We start from the raw sequence: 24,971 nt of genomic DNA on the forward strand, positions 1-24,971 counted from the left end.
AGGAGCGCTTCAATTTATACAAAAGTGTATCACGCATATAAGCGAAAAGAGATATTACCACCTAATCTAAATCTAGATAGCATAATTAAGCGCATCAACCTTGCCATTGCTCGAGGTAAACCTTAATCCTTACAGTCTGTTATCGGTCGATTATATTTGTATACTTCAGCGCTAAAGTCTCTAAATAATACCTAAAAAAGCAAACACACGAAAAAGTTTCGATTAAAAGTAAAATAGATATAAAACATAACTACTTTAGCTACAAGATATTTATTATTCTATGTTCGGCTAAAATAGAAAAAGAAGGCTACTATATTAATAGCACTTTATTTTATTGCTACAGCAATATAAAGTCGCTTCTACTGGATGCATTTAATATCACGTTATGATAGAGCCCTCCCCACTAGGGGGAGTAATAAAGTAATTAACTGCGGAGTTTGGCGTTGAGCAATATTCGGGTATCCAGTATCGCAAATCCCAACGTACCTCGTCATCAGACGGCACGCGATGTTGTGTCAACCACGGGAGTAGTGTATCTAGAAAATTTGCGGGTACTTCGCGCGCCTTAGCAATTCGCAGCTTCGGGTGAGGTGTGCGGGCTGTTGTTTCTTCATCAGCAAGAAGTTCCTCATAAAGTTTTTCACCGGGTCTCAAACCTGTGAAAACAATTTTAATCTGCTCCTCACTAAAGCCATACAGCCGAATTAGATCGCGTGCCAAATCGACAATTCGTACTGGTTGGCCCATATCGAGTAAGAAAATCTCCCCACCTTGTCCCATGCTGGAAGCCTGAAGCACAAGCTGAGATGCCTCGGGAATAGTCATGAAAAAGCGTGTCACTTTAGGATGTGTTACTGTTACTGGGCCACCGCTTGTAATCTGATCCTGGAATTTGGGAATAACGCTACCAGTGCTGCCGAGAACATTGCCAAAACGCACTGTTTCAAGCTTCGTTAGCTTAGTTTCTTGTTGCATTGCCTGGCAAACCATCTCTGCCATTCTCTTACTTGCTCCCATTACACTCGTGGGATTAACCGCTTTGTCGGTTGAGATTAGTACGAAACGGTGCGCTCCATGCTGAATAGCCGCGCGTGCAACGCGGTATGTTCCTAACACATTATTTCGTACAGCTTGCCATACGTTCAGCTCTTCCATTAGTGGAACATGTTTATATGCGGCTGCATGGAACACAATCTGAGGCATATAAAGAGACATCACTTGTTCAATAAATAAAGAATCTTTTGCATCACCTACTACCGCTATGAATGACACCCCAGGATATTGCTCGCATAACTCCTCATTAAGTCTGTAGATTGCATATTCTGATATATCTACAGCTACTAATTTCATGGGTTTAAACCGAAGAATTTGGCGGCAAAGTTCTGAACCTATTGAGCCGCCAGCGCCGCTTACCATTACGACACGTCCTTTTAGAAGAGGCTCTACGTTCAGTGAATCAATCAATATCGGCTCCCGTCCAAGCAAGTCTTCGAGATCGATTTGACGAACTCTAGACAACGATGCTTGACCCTGAGTCAATGTAGTGAGCCGAGGTAGCACTAGCGTACGAACCCCGGCGCGCACACAGATTGTGGCAATGCGCCGATGGGCTTCTACAGATGCAGATGGAATCGCAATAATGACGTGTTCAACTTTAAAGTTATGAGAAAATTTTTGTAGTTCACTAATTGAACCGAGTACCTGATAACCATACAATTCTCGGCCGTGCTTAATTGGATCATCGTCTAGCAAACCTACAAGACGCCACTCTCCAGAATGCTTTAACTCACGTACAATGCTGGCACCGGCATTACCTGCACCTAACACGAAAATAGGTTTACCTAGTCCTACTAGCCCGCCATATAGGAAAAACTCTTTTGACGCGCGATAGATGGCCCGGGCGCCACCCATGCTAAGAAAAAGCGGCATTGGAGAAATCACTAATACTAAATGTGGAATAATCGATAGTGGTTGAATAATTATAGAGCTGATCATAACCAGAAGAGATCCAGCTAAGATTGCTTTAGCAATACGTACCAAATCTGGCAAGCTAGCAAAAACCCACATACCACGATATAAACCAAGCAGGCAAAACATGCTGGCGTAGAACGGTAGAACCCAGACTAAAGCGCGCAGCCCACCAGCCACAACTTCTAGAGGCACCGCCCCATTAAACCGAATAATATATGCGCAAGTCCAAGCAAGCACTACCGAGCATAAATCAAATGCAAAAACGGTAAACGAAAGACATCGAGCTTTAAGGTTAAGCATCAGCGTCTATATTCGGTGGCTAAATTTAGACATATGGCAGTGCCAGCGCCTATCAATTTCAACCCCGATCACAATAATCACCAATATCCAACCCATCACAATAATCCACTGATAAATAGGGTCAAAGCGCAAAGCAATTACTGAGAATATTATGCCAACCGCTATCACGCAATACCAAATTAATACTGTAATAGTATGCCCCAGTCCGGAACGCACCATCCGTTGATAGTAGTGCTCTCGGTGTGGAATCCAGAATAACTCTCTACGCATAACACGTTTTATTAAAGTAACAGAAGCATCTCCTATAAATGGTAAAAATGTAAGCATTGGGAACCAGGCGGGCCACACTCCCCCTTTATAGCCCCAGTAGCCAAATGCCCCCGCAAGAAAACCTAATGGAATAGATCCGGAATCTCCCAGGAAAACCTTAGCTGGATGAAAATTGAAAAGTAGAAATCCCGCTGCCGCCCCCGTAACAGCACTGCAAGCCATCGAAAGCTGAACGTCAGATTGTTTACTAATAAGAGCTCCAACGGTATAACCTCCAAAACCTAACAATGTCATACCCCCCGCTAATCCGTCGGCTCCATCCATAAAATTATATAAATTAACTGTCCAGGCTAAGAAGAATACGATAATTATCAGTATTAATCCTGGCATAGGCACGCGATAAGTAATTACTAGCATAGAAACGGCAACCAGATGTGCTGCGAAACGTACGCGAGCAGACAATCCACGACAGTCATCAATTTGAGACAAAGCCGAAAGCAGTAAAGCGGCGAGCGCTATTAGCCACAATATGGGCGCGACTAGCCAAATAAGGACTGCTACCACTGGAACAACACCTAATCCACCGATTCGTGGTGTTGGTTTAAAGTGCAATGTTCGCTCGTTTGGTAGATCAGTAGCCAGATACCATGCTAATCCGGTCTTGAGAAGAAAAGACAGAAGTGTAACTACGCCGGCAAATGCTATTGCCGCAAGAAACAGACATACGACCGCATAATGCAGAATTAGGATCGGCATAGTTCATTATTTTTTCTGTGCGCTGTGCAATACCATAAGATAGTTTGTAGTAACCCTTCTTCAACTGAGTGCGGAGGATTCCAACCAAGCTTGCCCATAAGATGCGATGTATCAAGCTGTAGGCTATTGACCAGACGGTCAATTGCTGCAGATCGTCCCACTAACCAGCCAGTGGCTTTTAATACTGGCACTGGTACAGAAATAAGTCGCATAGTCACGTTTAATTGCCGCGATAGTATTTGGATCAACTCTCTGAGTGTAAGATCCTGACCATCGCTTACATGAAACGTCTGACCAGACGCAAGCGGATGAATTGCACAGCACATGAGTGCATGCGCGAGATTATCCACGAATACCATACTGCGACGGGTATTAATTGCACCTAGTGGTAATGGAATACTCCGAGCAACAGCATGTATTAATTTTAAGAAGTTGGCACGCACTTCTGGTCCATAAACCAATGGCGATCTTACGATCACAATCTCCATTCCAGTATCGTGGCCAAATTGGAGGAGAGCGCGCTCAGCCTCAAGCTTAGATAAACCATAAGGATCACTCGGCAACGGCGAATCTGTTTCCTTCAATGGTTTACCACGGTCAGTTTCTGCCACTGCTTTTATACTACTAACGAAAACAAAGCGACGCCCACCAGTATCATAGGCAATCTTAGCGATGCGCAACGTACCATCAACATTAGTTTTTCGATAGACTGACAATGGATCGGTGATTTTATCTCGCATCACATGAACACGGGCTGCTAAATGAATCACGCAGTCGCCATATATATTACGGGGCCACGCACGATCAAGACCGACAAAATCCGCGCTAACTTTCACCCATTTGTGAATTCCCTTGCAGGGGAGCTGTCTTCGGCGCGTTAGACCGATAACAAATCCACCGTGTGAGACCAGCATATGGCATAGTCTTTGACCAATAAAACCTTTCGCACCAGTGACAATAAAACGGGTCATAACCACTTCCAGCCAAATCGATTAAAGAATTTAAAGGCCGATAAAGCAAACATTCTAATATGTTTAAAACCCTTGCGTGTTGCTCTTCCACCGTAGTGCACTATTCGAACTGATGGCACGTAAGCTATACGCGTAACAGCATGAGTGCGCAAACTCAGATCATAATCTTCAAAATATAAGAAATATCTCGAGTCAAAACCGTGGAGTTTTTTAAAAACATCCGTACGAAATAGCATAAAACAACCGCTAACTATCAGGGGGTCCCAGACAATGTTATATCCGCCGAGAGCATCGTGCATTTCATAACGCGCAAGCCTCGAATAGAAGTGCTTCTTAAGCGGCTCTGGAATAAAACCACGAAGAAGAAGATCTGCGACAGTAGGGTACTGTCGACAAAGGTGCTGTAAGTTTCCTTCGTCATCAAGGATAAGTGGCGTGACAAGACCTATATCTACATGATTATTGAAAAAATGGATTGCTCTCCACAGCGCATTCTTGTCGATCCTAACATCAGGATTCAATACTAAATGATATTGTGATTGAACCCCAGCAATTGCAAGGTTATGGCCCTGTCCGTAACCCACATTACCATGTCCAGATAAGACTATAATCTCAACATCTGAATTTGCAAGAGCCTCACAATAATCACGCTTGCTTAAATCTGAGCCATTATCAACAAGTCTCAAGATTGAACAGAGCTGATTACCCGTTTCAGAAATTAATGCTTTTAAGAACTTAAGAGCAACACCTAAACTTCTTAAAGTCTCATAAAGCCTCTGCTTTTGTGGCCAATAAATAACAATCGAAATCGAGATAAGCATTAATTTCAATAATATATAGATTATTCTGCTCGTCGTAGATCCTCTTGACGGGTTTAATACTGTTGAGTATGCCAGAATATCTTATTAAGCATACCTTATAGATTATCTAGATAGAAATTGCTATTTGACATGACAGCTAGACATAAACGTCTTTCCTCCTTGAAAGAAAAAAAGCAATAGATATATAATTTTCTCATTTTGGCACTTCTTCTCCATGAAGAAGTTAAGAGTGAACGTACTCTTAAATACAAGAGTTATAGCTGATAGTACTTGGCGATCATCCTGGTTTAACTTAACCCGATGACAATTCATCTGAACTATTTAGTGCCAGTCTATAACTTCTGAAGCTACTAATAATCCAGGCATGCAATCAGTTAGAGCTAGTTGACAGATATAGACTAACCATATCTGTATAACCAACTTTAAGAACCACTAGAAATATAATATAAGAGATTAGAGAAAAGACAGTTAAAGAACTATATGCCTTTAAAACATTTACTACAGCTATGTTCGACTTTGCACCATACTGTCATCTACATTATGTAGTTTCATAGAAACGACTGCCGACTAACATAATAATGAAAGAACGATGATATTAAAAAATAGCTTCACAGTGTACCGTATGTTTATGCACTATTATCGAACTTTTATTGCATAATGCGGTACTTTCACAGTCTACATACCACACCCCGCCCTTAAAGGGCCTTTGTAAATTTATCTTTTTAATAAATCTAAGAGAATTGCTACGCTCCTATGAAGGAACTTTGTTAGGGGTTATTGTAGTAACTTATTTTGTACTTTCTACAAAATCGAAGAAACACCTTTAAAGCTTGATCCCATCTCGGTGGTCGCAAGCAAAAAACGCGCTCCAATTTATCATTAGACAAACAAGAATTGGTAGGGCGCTCTACCTGTGCAGGAAATTCTGATGTAAGCGTTGGTATGATAGTAGGTACACTCCCTATAGCTATCATATCAAAAATAGCTTTGGCAAAACCATACCATGAAGTCGATCCAGCTGCAGTCAAATGATAGATCCCTGAATTCTCTTGCCACCATTGTCGTATATCACGTGCATGCAGCGCTTGAACTACAATATGTGTAGTCATCGTCGCAACAGTATTACTCCACGTTGGCGAGCCAATCTGATCAGATACAACTTTAATTGTATCTTGTTCTTTTCCAAGACGAAGTATTTTCAATAAAAAATTTTTTCCACGCATTCCGTAGACCCAGCTCGTGCGTAGGATTATATGATGCCCGCCAGCGCTTGAAATCACCTGTTCCCCAGCTAGCTTACTTACTCCATAGAAATTTATCGGATCAGCTTTATCTTCCTCGGTGTATGGCAGGTCTTTTTTTCCATTGAAAACATAGTCTGTAGAATAGTGAATTATCGAAGCTCTTACCCGCTTTGCTTCGTCAACTAACACACTGAGAGCTTGCGCATTGATCTGCATTGCTAAGTCGGGATTGTTTTCCGCTGCATTGACGTCCGTGTAGGCGGCCGCGTTTATAATTATCACTGGTTTAATGGTGCGTATGACAGCACATATTTGATCTGGTTGGCATAAATCAAAAGCAGCCCTGTCAAGGGCAATAACTTTTCCTATATTCTGCATAGTGCGGACTAATTCAAAGCCAATCTGCCCCATCGCACCTGTTACCAAAATCGCCGATCTGTCATGCTGTTTTTGCTTACCGACTATCATACATATAAATCTGCTTTGCTTAATCGCTGACCATCTGCATCTTTTTGGGAAACAATAGGCCTACCTTGTAGGGGCCATTTAATCCACAGTTCAGGGTCGTTCCACAAAATGCTGCGCTCAAAATTAGGATACCGGTAATCGGTAGTCTTATATAAACATTCGGCTCTGTCTGACAGCGTTAAAAAACCATGAGCAAACCCAGGAGGAACCCATAGTTGTCGCCGATTAACGGCGGACAAGTATACCCCAACCCATTGGCCAAATGTAGGAGAGCTTTGCCGAATATCTACCGCGACGTCAAAGACTTCTCCATACACAACACGTACAAGTTTTCCCTGCATATGCTTAATCTGGTAATGCAGTCCGCGTAAAACATCTTTTACTGAATGAGAGTGATTATCCTGTACGAAAACTACGTTAGCATCAACTAGCCGTTCAAAATCACGCGTATTGAAACTCTCAAATAAAAAACCACGCTCGTCATTAAAAACTTGCATGTCAATAAGTTTGACATCGGGTAGTGAAGTAGGACTTACTTGGATTGCCATACGATCTCATCATTCAGTACTGTTCGTAAATATTGCCCATACTCGTTGTTAGAAAGAGTTTCTGCTAGCTTATTCAATTGCTCTTTTTCAATCCATCCTAGCCGATATGCAATCTCTTCTAAGCATGCAACAATCAACCCCTGACGCTTTTGCACCATCGCGACGAATGTCGAAGCGTCGATAAGCGACTCGTGCGTTCCGGCATCAAGCCACGCAAAACCACGTCCCATTACTTCAACGTTAAGCTTACCAGAGTTAAGATATGCACAATTCACATCAGTAATTTCAAGCTCACGGCGCGCCGAAGGCCTGATTGATGCTGCAATATCGCAGACATTATTGTCATAGAAATATAACCCAGTAACAGCATAGTGAGAACGAGGTTTTGCTGGCTTCTCTTCGATTGACAGTGCACGGAAGTTACTATCAAAGTCTACAACACCATAACGTTCCGGAGCATGTACATGATACGCAAACACCGTAGCCCCTTCCTGATGTGCATTAGCACACGCTAATTTCTTCATTAGGTCATGACCATAAAAAATATTGTCACCTAGAATGAGGGCCGAATCATCATTACCAATAAAACGTCGACCGATAACAAACGCTTGAGCGAGGCCACCGGGGAATGGTTGTACGGCATACTGTATATTTATCCCCCACTGTCTACCGTCTCCCAGCAAAACCTCGAAATGCGCCGTATCATTGGGCGATAAAATTAAAAGTACATCTCGGATTCCAGACATCATCAGTGTCGAGAGCGGATAGTAGATCATTGGCTTGTCATACACCGGTAACAATTGTTTGGAAAGCGCAAGCGTAATAGGATATAGACGTGTTCCAAATCCGCCGGCAAGAATAATTCCCTTGCGTTTAATTTTCCTCATGCTTAACTACCCCGACTCTTACACGTATTGGTATGTTTTAACTCAACCTACTTTTTAACTTGACCTGCTTTTGGTACTCGCCGGACTGTACTTCTTTGACCCAATTCTTGTTATCAAGGTACCACTGAACCGTTTTTCTCAAACCGGTTTCGAATGTCTCTGCAGGTTCCCAGCTAAGTTCGGTCTTAATTTTACTCGAGTTGACTGCATATCTCTGATCGTGGCCTAGGCGATCTGAAACGGATACAATCAGATCACGATATGAACTACTAGGCCTTGGATTCAATAAATCAAGCAAGTCGCATACAGTCTGTACGACTTCAATATTCTTCTTTTCGTTCTGGCCACCTATATTATAGGTTTGGCCAGGCTTACCATGTGAAAGCACCTTGCGTATCGCCGAACAGTGGTCATAAACATACAGCCAGTCACGCGTGTTCTGTCCATTCCCATAAACGGGAATGGATTCACTTTCTAGTGCTTTTACAATTGTCAATGGAATAAGCTTTTCTGGAAAATGATAAGGCCCGTAATTGTTTGAACAGTGAACTGTAAGAACAGGTAGGCCATATGTGTAATGATATGCACGTACAAGATGATCCGACGCAGCTTTAGTAGCCGAATACGGACTATTCGGCGCATATGGCGTTATTTCACAGAAATGTGGATCACCTGGCAACAATGACCCGAATACTTCGTCAGTTGATATATGCAGAAAACGAAATGCAGTCCTCGCATCATCGTCAAGTCGATCCCAATATGCACGCGCCGCATCGAGCAGCGTAAATGTACCCATTACGTTAGTTTGTATAAACACTTCTGGACTATGGATAGATCGGTCTACATGGCTTTCTGCGGCAAAATGGATCACTGCACGTGGCTCATAGCGCAAAAACAACGCATCCAATGCACATCGATCATTAATATCGACTTGGGCAAAGCAATGCAATGAGTTTCCTTGGAGAGACTTCAGTGTGCACAGATTTCCGGCATACGTTAATTTATCTACATTAATTACAGCTTCTTCGCTGTGTTGTAGCCAATCAAGGACAAAATTAGCACCAATAAAACCAGCACCTCCCGTTACAAGGATCATTGAACCACCTTTGATTTGAGTGCTAATAGACGTGCGTGATCCAGCCACTTCTATCAAAGTTTGAATGTGAATCAATACACGAAATAAATATTCAAGTGTAGATTATAAAAGAGCGAGAAAGTAATTTACTTGGCCCGAAAAAAGTTCCGTAAGTAATTACACAGTGTGAATATATGTCGATATTTTCGAACTTGAAAGGGCTTGCACAAGCTAAGGATATCTTGTGCATCATAAAGATCTCAATGAAGCAAAATTTTTAATGCTCTTTTAGAGTTGTGCGGCTACTCTTGTCTAAGACAGCTAGGATGAACGATTAATATCAAACTATATTTAAATCAATAACAGCCTAAAATTTAGGATGCACCGTATTCTACAAATTTATATAGTGTTTTAAAAGTTTTAGCGTGTTTTATTATGTCACCGTTCCTTCCTAATAAAGAGTTGAAAACAGCATGCTAGTTATTGAGTTATATGAAGCCTTTCTAACAATAAAGTAAGAGTGCTAGTGCTGTCTGCTTGAGGAAGATATAGAAATACGAGATACTTATATCTCACATTATTTAAAATAAGCAACAAATCAGTGTTCTAGCGCTTATGCAGCAGCCTCTTGATAAAGTATTTACACATACCAATCATCATCTCTGATGCACTACGTAGTCAAGGCGAATACCGTTTCTGGATTTCGTTCTAACGTTATTAGCCCCGTACCAATAGGAATTGGCGATATTCAGGGTTGCTGCAATGCGCTAGATCGGCTTCTTATTAAGCTTGAACTGACAAAAGAAACACCACTTTGGTTCACTGGCGACCTGGTCAATCGTGGCCCTACATCGCTTGCTGTACTGCGCCGTATTATCGGACTCGGTGAACGTGCTGTGACCGTACTTGGTAATCATGATATTCACTTGTTAGCGATCGCGGCTAGCGGAAATCGTCCTAAACACAACGATACGCTTGATGAGATCCTTGCTGCACCAGATGCTATTGATTTGATCGACTGGTTGCGATATCGGCCACTTGCTTACTATGATGGATGGCGATTACTTGTACATGCCGGCGTGCTGCCTCAATGGAATATCGATGTAACTCTCCGGCTAGCCCGAGAGATTGAGACGAAGCTACGAGGTAAAGATTGGAAAATATTCCTGCGGGCGCTGCGTGGCAACGAGCCGGACACATGGCATAATTCACTACAAGGTGAAGCGCGTGCGCGTGTAGTTGTTAATGCTATGACACGCATACGCTTCTGCGATGAACATGGGCGAATGGAGTTTAAAGCAAAAGGATCTCCAAATACAGCACCATCTGGGTTTATGCCATGGTTCGATGTACCACAGCGCCGCAGCGCTGACACGTTAGTGGTGTTCGGCCACTGGGCAGCGCTTGGGCTAGTAATGAATAATTCTCTAATTGCATTAGATTCGGGCTGTATCTGGGGGGGGAAGCTATCCGCCGTACGATTAGATGTCACCCCAGAAAACCGAGTCATCATAGCTCAGGTTGACTGTAGCAAGAAACGCTAATGCATTTATAGAAAAACTCGTCCGACACTAGATCGCATGATTCCGCGTCATACTTATTATTTTATATAAGTCATCGGTATCCTCTTATACTTTTCCGTAATTCTTTCTGCACATTACTTATCAGGCTTTATACATTACTTATTTCAACGTTCTAGCTGAGAATGGGTGCACAGTGAAAGAAATAACTTTAGATCTTGGGGTGTCGTGTTCTCTATTAAATAGGATTAACTATCTTGTCTAAAAGTGAGTCACGCCTGCTGGTTGTGGCTATCATACGCAACACGCCCGGCTATAATTGTAGCGCGTACCCTTGCTGGCAATTTGCAGCCTAGAAACGGCGTATTGTGTCCCTGGCTTTTTAACGTCTGGGGCTCAACATGCCAATATGCAGTAGGATCAAATACGCAGAGGTCTGCAATAGCGCCGGGCTCAAGCCTGCCCGCTGGTAACCCTAGTAGTGAAGCTGGTGCACAGGTAATCTTGGCTAGCGCGCGTGCTAGTGACTGCCTCTCCTCGACTGCCCACTTAAGTGTTAACGATAACAATAGCTCTAGCCCAGTCGCTCCAGGAGATGCTTCACCGAATGGCCTTAGTTTTTCGTCGTCATCTAAGGGCGTATGATCTGAGCAAATTGCATCGATAGTACCGTCAGCGAGCGCAGCGCGAATTGCATCGCGATCACGTCGTGCCCGTAGAGGCGGATCAACACGGAACTGAGCGTCGAAGTAACCAATATCTACATCGATTAGGTGAACATGATTAATTGTCACATCGCATGTGATCGGCAGCTCTTCACGCCGGGCTGCGCGTACTAGTTCAAGGCCTGCTGACGAAGATAAATGCTGAATATGAACCCGCGCACCTGTCGCTCGTATCAACTCGAAAATAGTATGCAGCGCAATCGTCTCCGAGGCTACGGGCACTCCCGGTAGTCCGAGCCGAGACGCGACCGGTCCGCTAGCAGCGATACCCCCGCGTCGCAAGTGCGGATCTTGCGGCCGAAACCAGACCATATAGCCAAATGTGTTTGCATATTGTAGAGCCCGAAGCAGCACCATAGTATCGATGATCGGCCGGCCCGCTTGCGTGAAACCGATGCACCCTGCCTCAGTTAATTCGGCCATTTCGGTGATAACCTCACCTTTCAGGTCTACTGTTAATGCCCCCAGAGGGTATACGTGGACTTGGTCTAAGTTATGAGCACGAAACTTAAGCATCTCGACTAACCCTGGCTCATCTAGTGGCGGTTCAGTATCGGGTGGACATACAAGGCTTGTTACACCCCCGGCTAATGCTGCCGATATCTCCGACTCTAGCGTCGCTCGATACTCATATCCTGGCTCGCGTAGCCGCGCGCATAAATCAACTAGTCCAGGGGTGATCACTAGTCCCGTAGCGTCAAAGGTTTTAGCATCACATATCGGCGCTGTAGTGTCGCCGATTGATACAATACGACCATTAGCAATCCAGATGTCTGCCTGCTGCTCGGTTCCGGCTACCGGGTCAACGACACGCCCGCCTTTGATATAAATCTTCATTCTTGTAGATATTTACAATGCCCACTAATGCATTTTAGTCGTTGTTACCCGCGATAATACTCATTACTGCCATACGTACCGCTATACCAAATGTGACTTGATGCAGAATTACAGCCTGTGGTCCATCCGCAACACTCGATTCGATCTCGACGCCACGGTTCATCGGTCCTGGGTGCATTACAATTGCATCAGGCTTAGCATACGAAAGTCGCTCCGATGTTAGGCCCCATGTCTTGAAATACTCCTGCGCAGATGGCATTAATGCACCGTTCATGCGCTCGTTTTGTAGACGCAACACAATAATCACGTCGACGTCTCGTAAGCCCTGCTGTGTGCTATGAAAAACGCGTACGCCAAGATGCTCTAACCCAGAAGGCAAAAGTGTTCGGGGTCCAATTGCATGAATCTCAGGCACACCAAGCGCAGTTAGTGCATGAATATCAGAGCGTGCGACTCGCGAATGTAAGATGTCGCCGACAATAGCTACCCGTAACTTCGTAAAGTCACGCTTGTAGTGGCGAATCGTATACATATCTAACAGTCCTTGTGTTGGATGTGCATGACGACCATCTCCAGCATTAATAACATGCACATGCGGGGCGCAGTGCTGTGCAATCAGGTACGGCGCACCGCTTTGTGCATGTCGAACAATAAACATATCTGCGTGCATTGCTGACAAATTATTAATTGTGTCTAGTAGCGATTCTCCTTTGCTTGTAGATAATGCGTTAATATTAAAATTAAGCACGTCTGCAAATAGCCGTTTTGCAGCAATTTCAAACGTTGTTCGAGTTCGCGTTGAATTCTCAAAGAATAGATTAAATACCGATTTTCCACGTAACAATGGCACTTTTTTTATATCGCGGTCTGCCATACTTAGAAACTGCCCCGCAGTATCTAGAATATATGTAATCACTGCGTGGGGAAGACCTTCAATAGTTAATAGATGCTTAAGTTCGCCGTGATTGTTTAACTGTGGGTGGCCGCGCAGAAAACTTGGCCGGAAAACCGCAGATTTAGGCAAAGGCGGACCTTGCTCATTAGCATTATGCAATACAGCTTCGCATGTCGGTTCAGCGCGCTCTGGGGAGGCGGTATTCATAGGTAACCCGTTCCTGTCATAAAGGTGATAATAATCACTTCGCCATCACAACAGATGGAATAAGCAATGCAATACCAGCTGAAGCGCTATAGTATTATCACGCAGGTGCTTCGGTGACAAAAGCTAGTACACCTCGACTATCACACTAGAGTATAAGCCTTTCTGTCTCTGGCATATTAAGTACCGCATCAACAAAAAGAACAGTAATGGATAGCTTTTAGCAACCTCAGTTAACTAGTACAATTAATTTAATGCATGCCGGTCGCTCATAAATAGTACGTCATTTGCTAACATAATGTAGTATATCTCTCAACCCGACAAAGCAATGAAGTAGGCTACGCATAGCTGGCCATAGAGTCCTCTTTTTGTATGGGCGACGTAGTACAATATTAACTATGCCAAATGCAGGCTGACCTACATCCTAGGCGCCGTTACCATATACCCCCCCTAGCTAGATGGGTTACGCTCGAGCATATCGCATCGTCTAGATCGGGCATTGCGTGCTACGCACTATTCTCCATAAAGTAATAGTATTGCAATACTTATTATCAGCACTCAAATAAATTTTCATGAAAATACTGCTGGAGAATAATACATGCCGCTAGTTTGTCTAGAACAGGGCCGCGGGCGCCTGTCGATTCAGCTTCAACTGATGAATATCGTTCGTCAACCCAAATTACTGGTAAGTTAAAGCGCCCACGGAGCTGATTGCCAAAACGTAGCGCTTGCTGTGTCAGCTTATGTGGCGTCCCGTCGGGGTGCATTGGCATCCCTACAACCAGCCATAGCGGCTGCCATGTGTTAATTAATTTACCTACTACTACAAAACGGTGTTCTCGATTTCGGTTTTCAACAGTGGTAAGTGCTCGTGCGCAACGAGTCAGTGTATTTCCAATCGCCACGCCGATACGCTTGTGCCCGTAATCGAACGCAAGAAGTGTCCCCTCTGCTATATTCATGCATTCCCTGCTTCGCCAGAAAGCATCATTGACGAGATACCTAGCAACTCGAGTGCCGCATCAAAACGTTGCTCAGCTGGTACATCGAACACAATCTTTGGGTCCCCTTCGACAGTTAGCCAGCTATTTCTCGAAATCTCTTCTTCCAGCTGGCCCGCACTCCAACCAGCATGCCCCAGCGTTAGCAAAAAGCGCTTAGGCCCATTACCATTTGCGACTGATTCAAGCACATCCTTTGATGTGGTCATATCAAGCCCACTAGGCATTGATATTGACGAGGTATAGTTAGCATCACGAACGGAGTCATGTAGCACAAACCCGCGTTCAGTCTGAACCGGCCCACCAAAATAAACAGGTATATGCAATAGCGGCTCTATTTCTAGATTTAGCTCTATACGAGAAAACAATGTTTGAAGGTCAATATTAGTTGGCCTGTTAATCACAAGCCCGAACGCCCCGCGCTCATTGTGCTCACAGAGATATACTACTGTCTTAAAAAAAGTAGAATCGGCTATACGCGGCATAGCAATCAGGAACTGGTTAGTTAAGTTTATGGGATCCATGGTCTTTAACATGTTTGAAATTTTAGAAAAGACCTGGTAGATCTCTAGAGATTTCACCGATAGCACCTTTACTATAATCCGGCTACCAGTAGCCTGCTTCCTTTAAGTTGCTTAGCTCTACTAGGATAGTAAGCCGAATTAATTAAGAGAAATACCTAAAAAGACCCGAAGCAACAGCCGGTTAAGAGCTTCACCTGCTTACGACACAGCAGATATTCTTAGCTTACCAAAGTACAATTCACAAGCAGTATGTACGTCTCTAGACTAGAAACGTATCCGTCGCACAAGCCCCCATCACATTCCAAATAGCTCGCTTTTCTATGTCAAAATAGTATAATAAATACGTAACACCTAGTAACGTACAGCTAACTGCGTCTAATTCACTTTTACATTAAAGTATTAAAAATATTATCAACACCGCACATACAAACTTACAGTAAGTTAATGTGATGCGCTTAAAAACTATTTATCCTACTAAGATAGAAAGTAGAGGCGCACATAAGGTATCGGAAACTAACTGCTCAGGTTAAATCCTCCAAGATATCACTTCTATAACGTATTCCTACAACTTGTTTAGGTATACGCCAGTATTCTTGAAGAGCATTAGTCAATCAGACACATTAATTACATGCTTAGATGGAACCCTATATCCAGACAACTCTGTTTAGTTGTAGAAAAGCTACTGAATTACCATTCGATAATTCAAATTTGAACCATCTCGAAATCTTCCTTTCGTGCTCCGCACTCAGGGCATGTCCAATTAATGGGAATATTCTCCCAACGTGTACCAGGCGATAGCCCCTCTTCAGGAAAACCCGCTGCCTCGTTATAAATCCAACCACAAATCAAACACATCCAACTTTTGTATTCCATCTTATTGCCGCGTCGAAACAATAGCCTATTAGAATAAAATGTAAGATATAACACTTGGTCAGTGCATCATTACCTAGCAGGGGTTATTCAACATAGTCTATCCATTTAAAGATACAAATTAGTTAGTTTGTGCGGCACTATCTAATTATGCCTAGTAATTCTGCCTTGTTATTAGCGTCTGGGCTGCGAATATACATTACGTACCAAGATACATGATTTTTATCACTACTCAGCAACCAATCAGGCTTATCAATATAACCATCGATATACGATTCTACTTTGATGGGGCACGGAAATTCTTAAGACATCACAGAAGGATATATACTAAGTAATCTATATCTATAGCAAGTATAAGCAGATAATTTTTAGATTACTTTTTAAGATGAAACTAGGCGAGCTCAGACGAGATAAACTGTTCCTGCATTTCAGGCTTTGTGAGCAAGCCAAGAATAGTGATCTATGTATTATCTACCTTTGTAGCGACTCATTATAGATCTCGCTAGCTATTTAAATAGATCATCACCATATCACATACTCAGAGCTTAGCTCTATAAAAACAGACCCTATGTTTATAAAAACATAGGGTCTGTTAGCAACAATTAATTTACATACTTGGATTTTAGAGTCCAATGAACAACGCGTCTAGGGGCGCGTTGTTCAAGACCTATCTGAGGAACAGGCTGAATTACATGTCCATACCCATACCACCCATACCGCCTGGCATACCAGCTGGTGCTGGTGCGTCCTCTTTCGCTAGCTCACATACTGCTGCGTCAGTTGTAAGTAGCAGACCAGCAACGGAAGCCGCATTTTGCAGCGCGGTTCGCGTAACTTTCGTTGGATCAACAACCCCGGCTTCAACAAGGTCACCGTACTCGCCTTTTGTCGCATTGTAGCCATAGTTACCTTTACCAGCAGCTACAGCAGCGACCACCACACTGCCTTCTTCTCCGCCATTTAGTACAATTTGACGAAGCGGCTCTTCTATCGCACGCAGCACGATTTTAATGCCGGCTTCTTGATCAGCATTTTCGCCTTTAATACTGGTGATTGCAGTGCGGGCACGGATTAGTGCAACGCCGCCACCTGCTACGATTCCTTCCTCAACGGCTGCACGTGTAGCATGTAGTGCGTCTTCAACACGCGCCTTTTTTTCTTTCATTTCGACTTCAGTGGCCGCACCTACCTTAATTACTGCTACACCGCCCGCGAGCTTTGCGACACGTTCTTGCAGTTTTTCGCGATCGTAGTCTGAGGTTGATTCTTCGATTTGCGTGCGGATTTGTTTCACACGCCCTTCAATGTTTTTCGCTTCGCCAGCTCCATCTATAATTGTTGTGTTTTCCTTTGCAACTTCGATCCGCTTAGCTTGACCTAACTCTTGCAGCGTAGCTTTTTCAAGAGATAGGCCGGTTTCTTCAGCAATAACTTGACCACCAGTTAGGATCGCAATATCTTCTAGCATCGCTTTGCGGCGATCGCCAAAACCAGGTGCTTTTACTGCTACAGTCTTTAAAATACCGCGTATATTGTTTACTACTAGTGTCGCAAGAGCTTCACCTTCGACGTCCTCTGCAATAATTAACAATGGACGGCTAGCCTTAGCTACTTGCTCAAGTATAGCTAACAGGTCACGAATATTCGAAATCTTTTTATCGAAAAGCAATACATACGGGTTCTCTAGAATAGCAACCTGCTTATCCGGATTATTAATGAAGTACGGTGACAGGTATCCGCGATCAAACTGCATACCTTCGACTACCTCAAGCTCGTCGGCAAGTGATTTCCCGTCTTCGACGGTGATTACACCTTCTTTACCGACTTTATTCATCGCTTCGGCGATACGCTCACCGATTGATGTATCGCTGTTAGCAGAGATTGAACCGACCTGCGCAATTTCTTTACTCGTTGTACATGGCTTACTGATCTTACGCAGTTCATTGACTGTAGCTGTAACTGCTTTATCGATACCACGCTTTAAATCCATCGGATTCATGCCCGATGCAACATACCTCATACCTTCGCGCACAATTGACTGTGCAAGTACAGTCGCTGTAGTCGTACCATCTCCGGCATTGTCGCTAGTTTTGGAAGCTACTTCCTTCACCATTTGGGCGCCCATGTTCTGTAGCTTGTCTTTTAGCTCGATTTCTTTCGCAACAGACACACCATCCTTAGTCACCATCGGACCGCCAAAGCTGCGTTCTAACACAACATTGCGGCCTTTTGGGCCAAGCGTCACTTTCACTGCATTGGCAAGAATATTCACACCCTCAACCATCTTTGCACGAGCGGAATCGCCAAATACGACGTCTTTAGCTGCCATTTTTTACTCCTTAAAATCTCTGAAAAGTCGAACGAACGACGACCGTTACTTCTGGACGGCTGCCATAATGTCTTCTTCGCGCATGACGAGCAACTCTTGCCCATCAACTTTGACCGTCTGACCGGCATACTTACCGAATAACACACGGTCGCCCACTTTAATATCAAGCGCAATTTTCGCGCCCTTGTCATCACGTTTTCCTGGACCAATAGCCAGGACTTCACCTTGATCAGGCTTTTCAGCCGCTGCATCGGGAATTACGATGCCCGACGCCGTCTTGGTTTCCTGATCCAGACGCTTGACGATAACGCGATCGTGCAAAGGACGAAGGTTCATACACACTCCTTTTGTGTTTTAGGCTAAAGAACGCTTTAACGTTGACGCCCGATAAACTAGGCGCCTTGGTGGCACGGGTTGTTAGTACTCACGTGCGGATAGAGCCAATTATATGGACAGGTGAAGACTATTTCAAGAACCCAAACTTTCTCTAGAGAACAGAAAGCACTTATAGATGCCATACGTTAAAAACGTGACTGTTATTGTACAAAGCTTATGTAGAAATATTACAATCTTTACATGGGAATTTTTCATCATAGTATGATGATACTCAAATAAGTTATCTAACGTTAGCATGACGTTCACTTTTTAAGTGATAGCTACCGATAAAATTAGTTGCAGAAAAAATGATAGTACTTTAACCTGATTACTTATTCATGCGTAATACAAAGATTAAAACTGACGAATAAGCCGCATCAACCAAACATAACGCTCAAATACATATAGCCAGGGTACTGGAGTATTTCTAGTATATTTTTTCTGTAAAATACAAGCCCGTAGCTTTCTAATATGTTGCTGAGCACTCATTATTAAAACACATCTTAATTAAGGTACCTAACTTACCGATTTACTGGTTCATTTTTAGCACCTTAAATAGAAAACCATACCTATCACTTTTTATTATAGTTCGAACTCATTTTACACCTGGCAATCTTTTGTACAGCTAGCGCTGTCCTGCTCAAGAATACAGTTAATCGGATCTGATATTTTCAATCGATAAAAAATTATCTGAATGAGCAATCTAGCCTTAGGTAGCCAAGAAGCTTATAGTAGATCTCATTCATGCAAAGTGTCATGTTTATGACATGTAATCTCAGTAAATCTCAATCTAAGCTGTCAAAAATTAACTCGGCGAGCAGCTTTAACACTGGAGTACTATTAAGGCCTCCTTTATACATATACGGTTAAACCAATAACTCATGCTGATTTTGGCATATAAATGTTATCGGCACGGCACGCAAATTAATCAAACGAAGATGTTATAAGTCTTGCCTATTCTCTGCTATGGTTCATATCTAGCCTCTGCTGTTTTAGTCTTTGTTATTTAGAGAGAGATCTCTATATAGCGCGATTCAGCGTTAGCTAAAACGCACCACCAATGCCGAGATTTGCTTTCTAGTATTTTGTTGTCTAGACCGTATACGGTAAGTGTTAACTGACACAACATCGATGAGATGTCAGATGATATTAAGAGCCACACTTCTCTAAAAGCACCCTTACAACACAAGATACCAGCATGCTCAAATCAAACATTTGTCCAATGCGATAAAATGAAATACAGCTACTTAAGGTAGATTATCCGATAGGACGAGAGTCTGCTCGTTACAGCGTTGTTAATTTTTTGAGATAACGGAATAGCAAGTCAGTTTATCCACTGTTCTGCGTATAACAAAGTCATACCCAGTGTACTAAAATAGCCGCGCTAATTCGTGATGTGATGGCAGCAAGTAGCCTCAGCATCAGCGTAAGAGCCTCGGTACTTGGCTGGTATATCCCCCGTGTACCCCCCCTAGACTAAAATCGATACGGCGAAAATACTGTTACGTCCTCCTCAATACCCGTAAGCGATTTCGATAAATGTCCACTTACAGTGAACCTATAGTGTATATCAATAGCATAATCTAAATGTCCAGCTCTACTAGCATTTCTAATACGCATTACAAACATTAACAATTTATGTTTATTACATAATAAAGACGCTGCTTCCTCTACAGATATTATATTTTTCTACTGGTCATACCGTACGCGGACTACAATTTAGCTTATAATGCCCTACCGCCACTAGAACTGAGTTATACTTATACGTAAAGAGACAGGCACCTATTTGGGTATACTAATCGATAAACGGCACACGCGTATACCCGTGTCATACACGGTTTTACCGCTACGCATTGAGCTTTCAGACTTTCCGGTTCACCTATGTCTCTAGCACTTATCGTTCTTGATACCATGAACTTAGCAATTACTAGATTTTTCTAAATTTGTACTTGACCTGTTGAATAGATTACAGTTGTTAGCATGCTGTCATTAGATATGTGCTGACATTGCAATTAGGGAGATTGATCGTATCGATGCTCATAATAGCAAACTTACTTAGCAAGTACGATAATAATCGTACTCAGTGTGTTTATATCTGATCGCATTTAGTAATGTCACTTCGACTTTTTTCTTCATGACGCATCACTACAAACAGCTGAACATAGTCGGCTGTTTAGACCTTAACTTCCATCAGATTAGCGAATCTGATGGGGGCGCGCGCTAGGTATAACTTACTATCGTAAATCTAGATAAAAAGAGCGGTCTTCAAAGACATAATTAGGCTAACGCTGCATTCAATAATATTGATATTTTTACTATTTGGTCTATGACTTGCCAGTTACTGGCGTACTAGTCGTGTCTTCTGGCTAGAGCACTTTTTTAAAGTAACTTTGATTCTGCAATGTTCTGCTAGTTTACTTATTGGGGGTGAAGCTACTGCGAACACTAATATGATTTTCGAGGGCTAATTATTACGCTAGCTTACTCTACATGATTACCTGATAGAGATCAGTGTACTTAGGTTGGTTTTATAGTGAATACACTTGAAACAGCAACTGTTTTTCTAGTGTAAATACACATCAGCACTCAAGTAACCCGCGAAGGTTAGTGCGATTATATACGAACGCAGCGTGACAAAAATAGAGATTTCACTACTGGTGCACTAACCTTATCATACTCGAATGAAAGTTATCTTTACACGCGACTTCTACGCGTTAATCACTAGCGTTGCTATCGTTGGACTAGGCATTGGCACTACGTTGCCGCTCACAGCCATAGCGTTAATGCAAGCCGGCTATGGTTCACATGTAATTGGTGTTCTGACCGCTGCGCAGGCGGGCGGGGGACTCGCAATCATTCCATTCGTAGGGCGCATCACATCTCGCATTGGCGCACATCGCGCTATTATCAGCATGGTGTGGATAATATCGATTGCAACGCTTGCGATGCAATTGACTGTTAACCTTATTGCGTGGACCCTCCTGAGGGCGATCTCAGGTGCCGCTTTGATGCTGTTGTTCACGATCACTGAAGTCTGGGTACATCAACTCACTCAGGATCGATCGCGTGGGCGCATCGTCGCGCTATATACGACTAACTTTACCCTGTTCCAAATGGCTGGCCCGCTACTAGTTACTTTAATCGCTCGATATCCTGGATTACGTTTTGCATTATGCGCTGTAATTTTCCTGCTAGCTCTGCCAGGTCTGTCAATGATGCGCATCACCCACGCTATTAGTCCAGCCGATGAAAATTCTCATGGGATCTGGAAGACGATATTACCACGCATGCTTGCACCCGTAATCGGTGTAGGATTTTTTGCATTATTTGATACTTTATCCCTATCATTGCTGCCATTGTTTGCGCTCTATCATGGCATCTCAACAGAACTAGCTGTCATGTTTGGGTCCGCAATCCTTCTTGGCGACACGCTGTGTACATTCTTCCTTGGGTGGCTGGCTGATCAGTTCGGCCGAGAACGTATACACTTTGGTGCTGCACTGGTTGTTACTCTGTTGCTACCAACATTGCCGGCGGTAGCCGCGCAGCCGTGTCTATGTTGGCCCGTTCTGATTATTCTTGGTGCAGCTTCAGGGGGAGTCTACACGCTGTCTCTATCGACAATTGGAGAGCGTTTTCGTGGTCCATCGCTAGTTGCTGCTAGCTCTTTAATCAGCGCATCATGGGGCGTAGCGAGTTTCTTGGGGATGATAGTTTCTGGCACGCTAATGCGCATGAATAGCCCCGACATGCTAGTTCTCGTGCTGTTTGCTGGTATCAGCCTGTTTATTTGTGCACATTTATGGGAACAGTATGCTGCACGAGCTTGCAATACGAGGCTATAAAAACTTCTAAATAGCCTTCTCAGTTATTAGCTCGAAAAGAAAGTGCTGATATCGGCGACTTTCGAGTCAGATTAGTCTCTATGTCATACATATCCCCCCCGAAACCAAACTTGATTCTAAGCTTTATTAGACCACGCAAAATTCTTAGGAGCATCAATTTTTTCGGTTTAAGAATTACAGCAACTTCTCTTATTTCCCTGGATTCTTCCTAATTGCCTAGCTGCTGTATGGCCAGCTTACTTAATTAACTGGATATTGTTATATCCTTGTACAAAGATACAGGGCCGGTACAATAGACTTTGACTCTTCGCTTCATCGAAACAGCTAAATAGCCTATCATATTTATGTCAATGATAATCTGCTTTCATAAGTCTGAATACTTGCTGATGCTCTTTGAATAGGGTACAAAGCGTCGGCATAGTGCGACTCAACGTGCCCCCCACGATTATCGTGTCGTCACCGTCGCTAGTAGTGGCTTTGTGCTGTGTTAGTAGTACATTCGTTCTATATATATCAAGTGTGCATCGTGCGTATGCATGTCAGTTTTACAATCGATACAGTGTGCAATCTTGTGCAACACTGTAGAGTTAGCACAGACAGCACACTGCACGCGGTATAGCTTCACGTATCTCGGACGCATCCGCCCCATCCAAACTTAGAACGCTAAGGTATTTCACGATGATCCTGTCTTCTACCGAGTCATCCCCGACCCCTCCCCTCTGTGCCGCCTCCTATCACTCGCTTGATCTCGGCGTTATCGGCAATTGCGCGTTTAGCGCTCTGATCGATAAGATGGGCTGTGTTGTCTGGAGCTGCCTGCCGCGCTTTGATAGCGATCCAGTCTTCAATGCACTAATCGATACTTCAGATCACGCTGGCTTATGGAGTATTAAGCTCGAGAACTATGCATATAGCGAGCAGTTTTACGAACCAAACACCGCTGTGCTGCGGACGCGTTTGTACGATACCAAGGGACAGGGTATTGAAATTACTGACTTCGCACCACGCTTCTATTCACGCGGTCAGCATTTCCGCCCTATAACAATTGTGCGCCGTGTGAAGCCGTTAGAAGGCGCAGTGCGCATTACGATTCAGCTACGCCCTCGTTTTAACTGGGGCCGCTTGATACCCATGATTACGCAAGACAGCCAGCATATCCGCTATGTTGGCTCCTCCCAAATGCTACGGCTCACGACTGACGCACCCTTGTCGTACATCGTCTCAGAACAGAAGTTTCTACTTGATCGTAAAGTTAATTTTATTCTGGGTTCGGATGAAGTACTCGCCAAAAGCATCGAGAATACGGCACACGATTTTGAGCAAGACACTATTCAGTACTGGCGAATGTGGAGCAGCCGGCTTGCGATATCACTTGAATGGCAGGATGCAGTAATACGTGCAGCGATCACGCTAAAGCTATCACTTTTTGAGGATACTGGTGCAATCATCGCTGCAATGACCACTAGCATCCCGGAAGCGCCAAATAGTAGTCGTAACTGGGACTACCGCTATTGCTGGCTCCGCGATGCATTTTTTGTCGTGCGCGCTCTAAATAGTTTATCTGAAGTTAGCACTATGGAAGACTACCTACGCTGGTTACGCAATATCATATTGCGTTCTAAAGGAGGGCATATCAAACCACTCTATGGTATTGGTCTGGAAGAATCACTTCCAGAATCGATTGTCCAGCATCTGAGTGGATACCGCGGCCAGACACCAGTACGCGTAGGGAATCAGGCATACGAACACTTCCAGCATGATGTGTACGGTAATATTATCCTGGGTGCAGCACAGGCTTTTTATGATCGACGTTTAATACGCCCCGCCGGTCTATTTGAGTTTAAGCATCTAGAGGCTGTTGGAGAGAATGCCTATCAAATATATAGAAAACCAGATGCAGGTATGTGGGAGCTGCGCTCGCGCGCTCGAATCCATACCTCGTCGGTACTAATGAACTGGGCAGCTTGCGATCGGCTTTCAAAAATCGCGAGTACGCTTAGGCTACCTGAGCGTGAAATGCTATGGCGTAAGCGCGCTGACTCAATCCGAGAATATCTGCTAAATAACGCATGGAATAAAGAGCGAGGCGCATTTGCTGAAAGCATTGGCGGACGAGATCTGGACGCAAGCGTGCTATTGATGGCTGAGGTCAATATAATTAATGCTCAAGATCCGCGCTTCATATCCACTGTTGAAGCACTAGAGAAATCGCTATGCGATGGCCCCTACATGCGACGCTATGAAGCACCGGACGACTTTGGTAAACCAGAAACTGCATTTAATATCTGCACATTTTGGCGTATCGATGCATTAGCTAGAATTGGTCGTCGTAAAGAAGCACGCTCAATTTTTGAGGCAATGCTAGCAGCGCGGAACCACCTAGGTTTGCTATCTGAAGATACACATCCAATTACTGGCGAGATGTGGGGAAACTTTCCGCAAACCTATTCAATGGTTGGTATTATTAATTGTGCAATGCGGCTTTCCGAGCCGTGGGATTCTGTTATCTAAGTGCAGGCTCTTACCGCAAAAATA

Annotated in this window: 18 protein-coding genes; 3 read left to right on the top strand and 15 right to left on the bottom strand. The window is 43.6% G+C overall.

The window, feature by feature from the left end; all coding sequences use genetic code 11:
• Positions 1 to 378: 378 nt before the first annotated feature.
• From K0T93_RS03085 to rfbB, 8 genes are all read right to left on the bottom strand, one after another.
• A complete protein-coding gene (locus tag K0T93_RS03085) occupies positions 379 to 2,271 on the bottom strand; it encodes a polysaccharide biosynthesis protein (RefSeq protein ID WP_225721232.1) in 1,893 nt (630 codons plus the stop codon).
• Positions 2,272 to 2,277: 6 nt separating this feature from the next.
• Positions 2,278 to 3,297: an MraY family glycosyltransferase gene (locus tag K0T93_RS03090; protein WP_225721233.1), complete on the bottom strand. Its 1,020-nt coding sequence runs from the start codon at positions 3,295 to 3,297 to the stop codon at positions 2,278 to 2,280.
• Entirely contained in the window at positions 3,285 to 4,268 is a 984-nt protein-coding gene (locus K0T93_RS03095) for an NAD-dependent epimerase/dehydratase family protein (RefSeq protein ID WP_225721234.1), read from the bottom strand. The genes K0T93_RS03090 and K0T93_RS03095 overlap by 13 nt, the downstream gene beginning before the upstream one ends.
• Positions 4,265 to 5,089, bottom strand: a complete 825-nt coding sequence (locus K0T93_RS03100; RefSeq protein ID WP_225721797.1) for a glycosyltransferase — start codon at positions 5,087 to 5,089, stop codon at positions 4,265 to 4,267. The genes K0T93_RS03095 and K0T93_RS03100 overlap by 4 nt, the downstream gene beginning before the upstream one ends.
• Before the next feature lie 767 nt (positions 5,090 to 5,856).
• Positions 5,857 to 6,801: a dTDP-4-dehydrorhamnose reductase gene (gene rfbD / locus K0T93_RS03105; protein WP_225721235.1), complete on the bottom strand. Its 945-nt coding sequence runs from the start codon at positions 6,799 to 6,801 to the stop codon at positions 5,857 to 5,859.
• A complete protein-coding gene (gene rfbC / locus K0T93_RS03110; RefSeq protein ID WP_225721236.1) occupies positions 6,798 to 7,349 on the bottom strand; it encodes a dTDP-4-dehydrorhamnose 3,5-epimerase in 552 nt (183 codons plus the stop codon). The genes rfbD and rfbC overlap by 4 nt, the downstream gene beginning before the upstream one ends.
• Positions 7,334 to 8,227, bottom strand: a complete 894-nt coding sequence (gene rfbA / locus K0T93_RS03115; RefSeq protein ID WP_225721798.1) for a glucose-1-phosphate thymidylyltransferase RfbA — start codon at positions 8,225 to 8,227, stop codon at positions 7,334 to 7,336. Before rfbA ends, rfbC begins: the two co-directional genes overlap by 16 nt.
• Before the next feature lie 46 nt (positions 8,228 to 8,273).
• Positions 8,274 to 9,332 (bottom strand): dTDP-glucose 4,6-dehydratase, encoded by a 1,059-nt coding sequence (gene rfbB, locus K0T93_RS03120; protein ID WP_225721237.1) that lies wholly within the window; start codon positions 9,330 to 9,332, stop codon positions 8,274 to 8,276.
• Positions 9,333 to 9,976: 644 nt separating this feature from the next.
• On the opposite strand from rfbB, the gene K0T93_RS03125 reads away from it, so the two are divergent.
• A complete protein-coding gene (locus tag K0T93_RS03125; protein WP_225721238.1) occupies positions 9,977 to 10,855 on the top strand; it encodes a symmetrical bis(5'-nucleosyl)-tetraphosphatase in 879 nt (292 codons plus the stop codon).
• 248 nt (positions 10,856 to 11,103) lie between these two features.
• Here the strand turns inward: K0T93_RS03125 and K0T93_RS03130 are convergent, their stop codons facing one another.
• The 7 genes from K0T93_RS03130 to K0T93_RS03160 all read right to left on the bottom strand — a co-directional run bounded on the left by K0T93_RS03130 (position 11,104) and on the right by K0T93_RS03160 (position 18,552).
• On the bottom strand, positions 11,104 to 12,393 hold the full coding sequence (locus tag K0T93_RS03130; protein ID WP_225721239.1) for a dihydroorotase: 1,290 nt from the start codon (positions 12,391 to 12,393) through the stop codon (positions 11,104 to 11,106).
• 34 nt (positions 12,394 to 12,427) lie between these two features.
• A complete protein-coding gene (locus K0T93_RS03135) occupies positions 12,428 to 13,495 on the bottom strand; it encodes an aspartate carbamoyltransferase catalytic subunit (RefSeq protein WP_225721240.1) in 1,068 nt (355 codons plus the stop codon).
• Positions 13,496 to 14,043: 548 nt separating this feature from the next.
• Positions 14,044 to 14,454, bottom strand: a complete 411-nt coding sequence (ruvX, locus tag K0T93_RS03140; protein WP_225721241.1) for a Holliday junction resolvase RuvX — start codon at positions 14,452 to 14,454, stop codon at positions 14,044 to 14,046.
• Complete coding sequence (locus K0T93_RS03145) at positions 14,451 to 15,029, bottom strand: YqgE/AlgH family protein (RefSeq protein ID WP_225721242.1); 579 nt, start codon at positions 15,027 to 15,029, stop codon at positions 14,451 to 14,453. Before K0T93_RS03145 ends, ruvX begins: the two co-directional genes overlap by 4 nt.
• 690 nt (positions 15,030 to 15,719) lie before the next feature.
• On the bottom strand, positions 15,720 to 15,890 hold the full coding sequence (locus K0T93_RS03150; protein ID WP_225721243.1) for a rubredoxin: 171 nt from the start codon (positions 15,888 to 15,890) through the stop codon (positions 15,720 to 15,722).
• A gap of 685 nt (positions 15,891 to 16,575) precedes the next feature.
• On the bottom strand, positions 16,576 to 18,216 hold the full coding sequence (groL, locus tag K0T93_RS03155; protein WP_225721244.1) for a chaperonin GroEL: 1,641 nt from the start codon (positions 18,214 to 18,216) through the stop codon (positions 16,576 to 16,578).
• Positions 18,217 to 18,261: 45 nt separating this feature from the next.
• Complete coding sequence (locus K0T93_RS03160) at positions 18,262 to 18,552, bottom strand: co-chaperone GroES (RefSeq protein WP_216796473.1); 291 nt, start codon at positions 18,550 to 18,552, stop codon at positions 18,262 to 18,264.
• Positions 18,553 to 21,272: 2,720 nt separating this feature from the next.
• Between K0T93_RS03160 and K0T93_RS03165 the strand changes: the two genes are divergently transcribed.
• Both K0T93_RS03165 and K0T93_RS03170 read left to right on the top strand, forming a co-directional pair.
• On the top strand, positions 21,273 to 22,436 hold the full coding sequence (locus K0T93_RS03165; RefSeq protein ID WP_225721245.1) for an MFS transporter: 1,164 nt from the start codon (positions 21,273 to 21,275) through the stop codon (positions 22,434 to 22,436).
• A 678-nt stretch (positions 22,437 to 23,114) separates the two neighbouring features.
• Entirely contained in the window at positions 23,115 to 24,947 is a 1,833-nt protein-coding gene (locus K0T93_RS03170; RefSeq protein WP_225721246.1) for a glycoside hydrolase family 15 protein, read from the top strand.
• The last annotated feature ends 24 nt before the right edge of the window (positions 24,948 to 24,971 follow it).

The organism is Candidatus Vallotiella sp. (ex Adelges kitamiensis), from assembly GCF_020342435.1.
GTDB lineage: Bacteria > Pseudomonadota > Gammaproteobacteria > Burkholderiales > Burkholderiaceae > Mycetohabitans.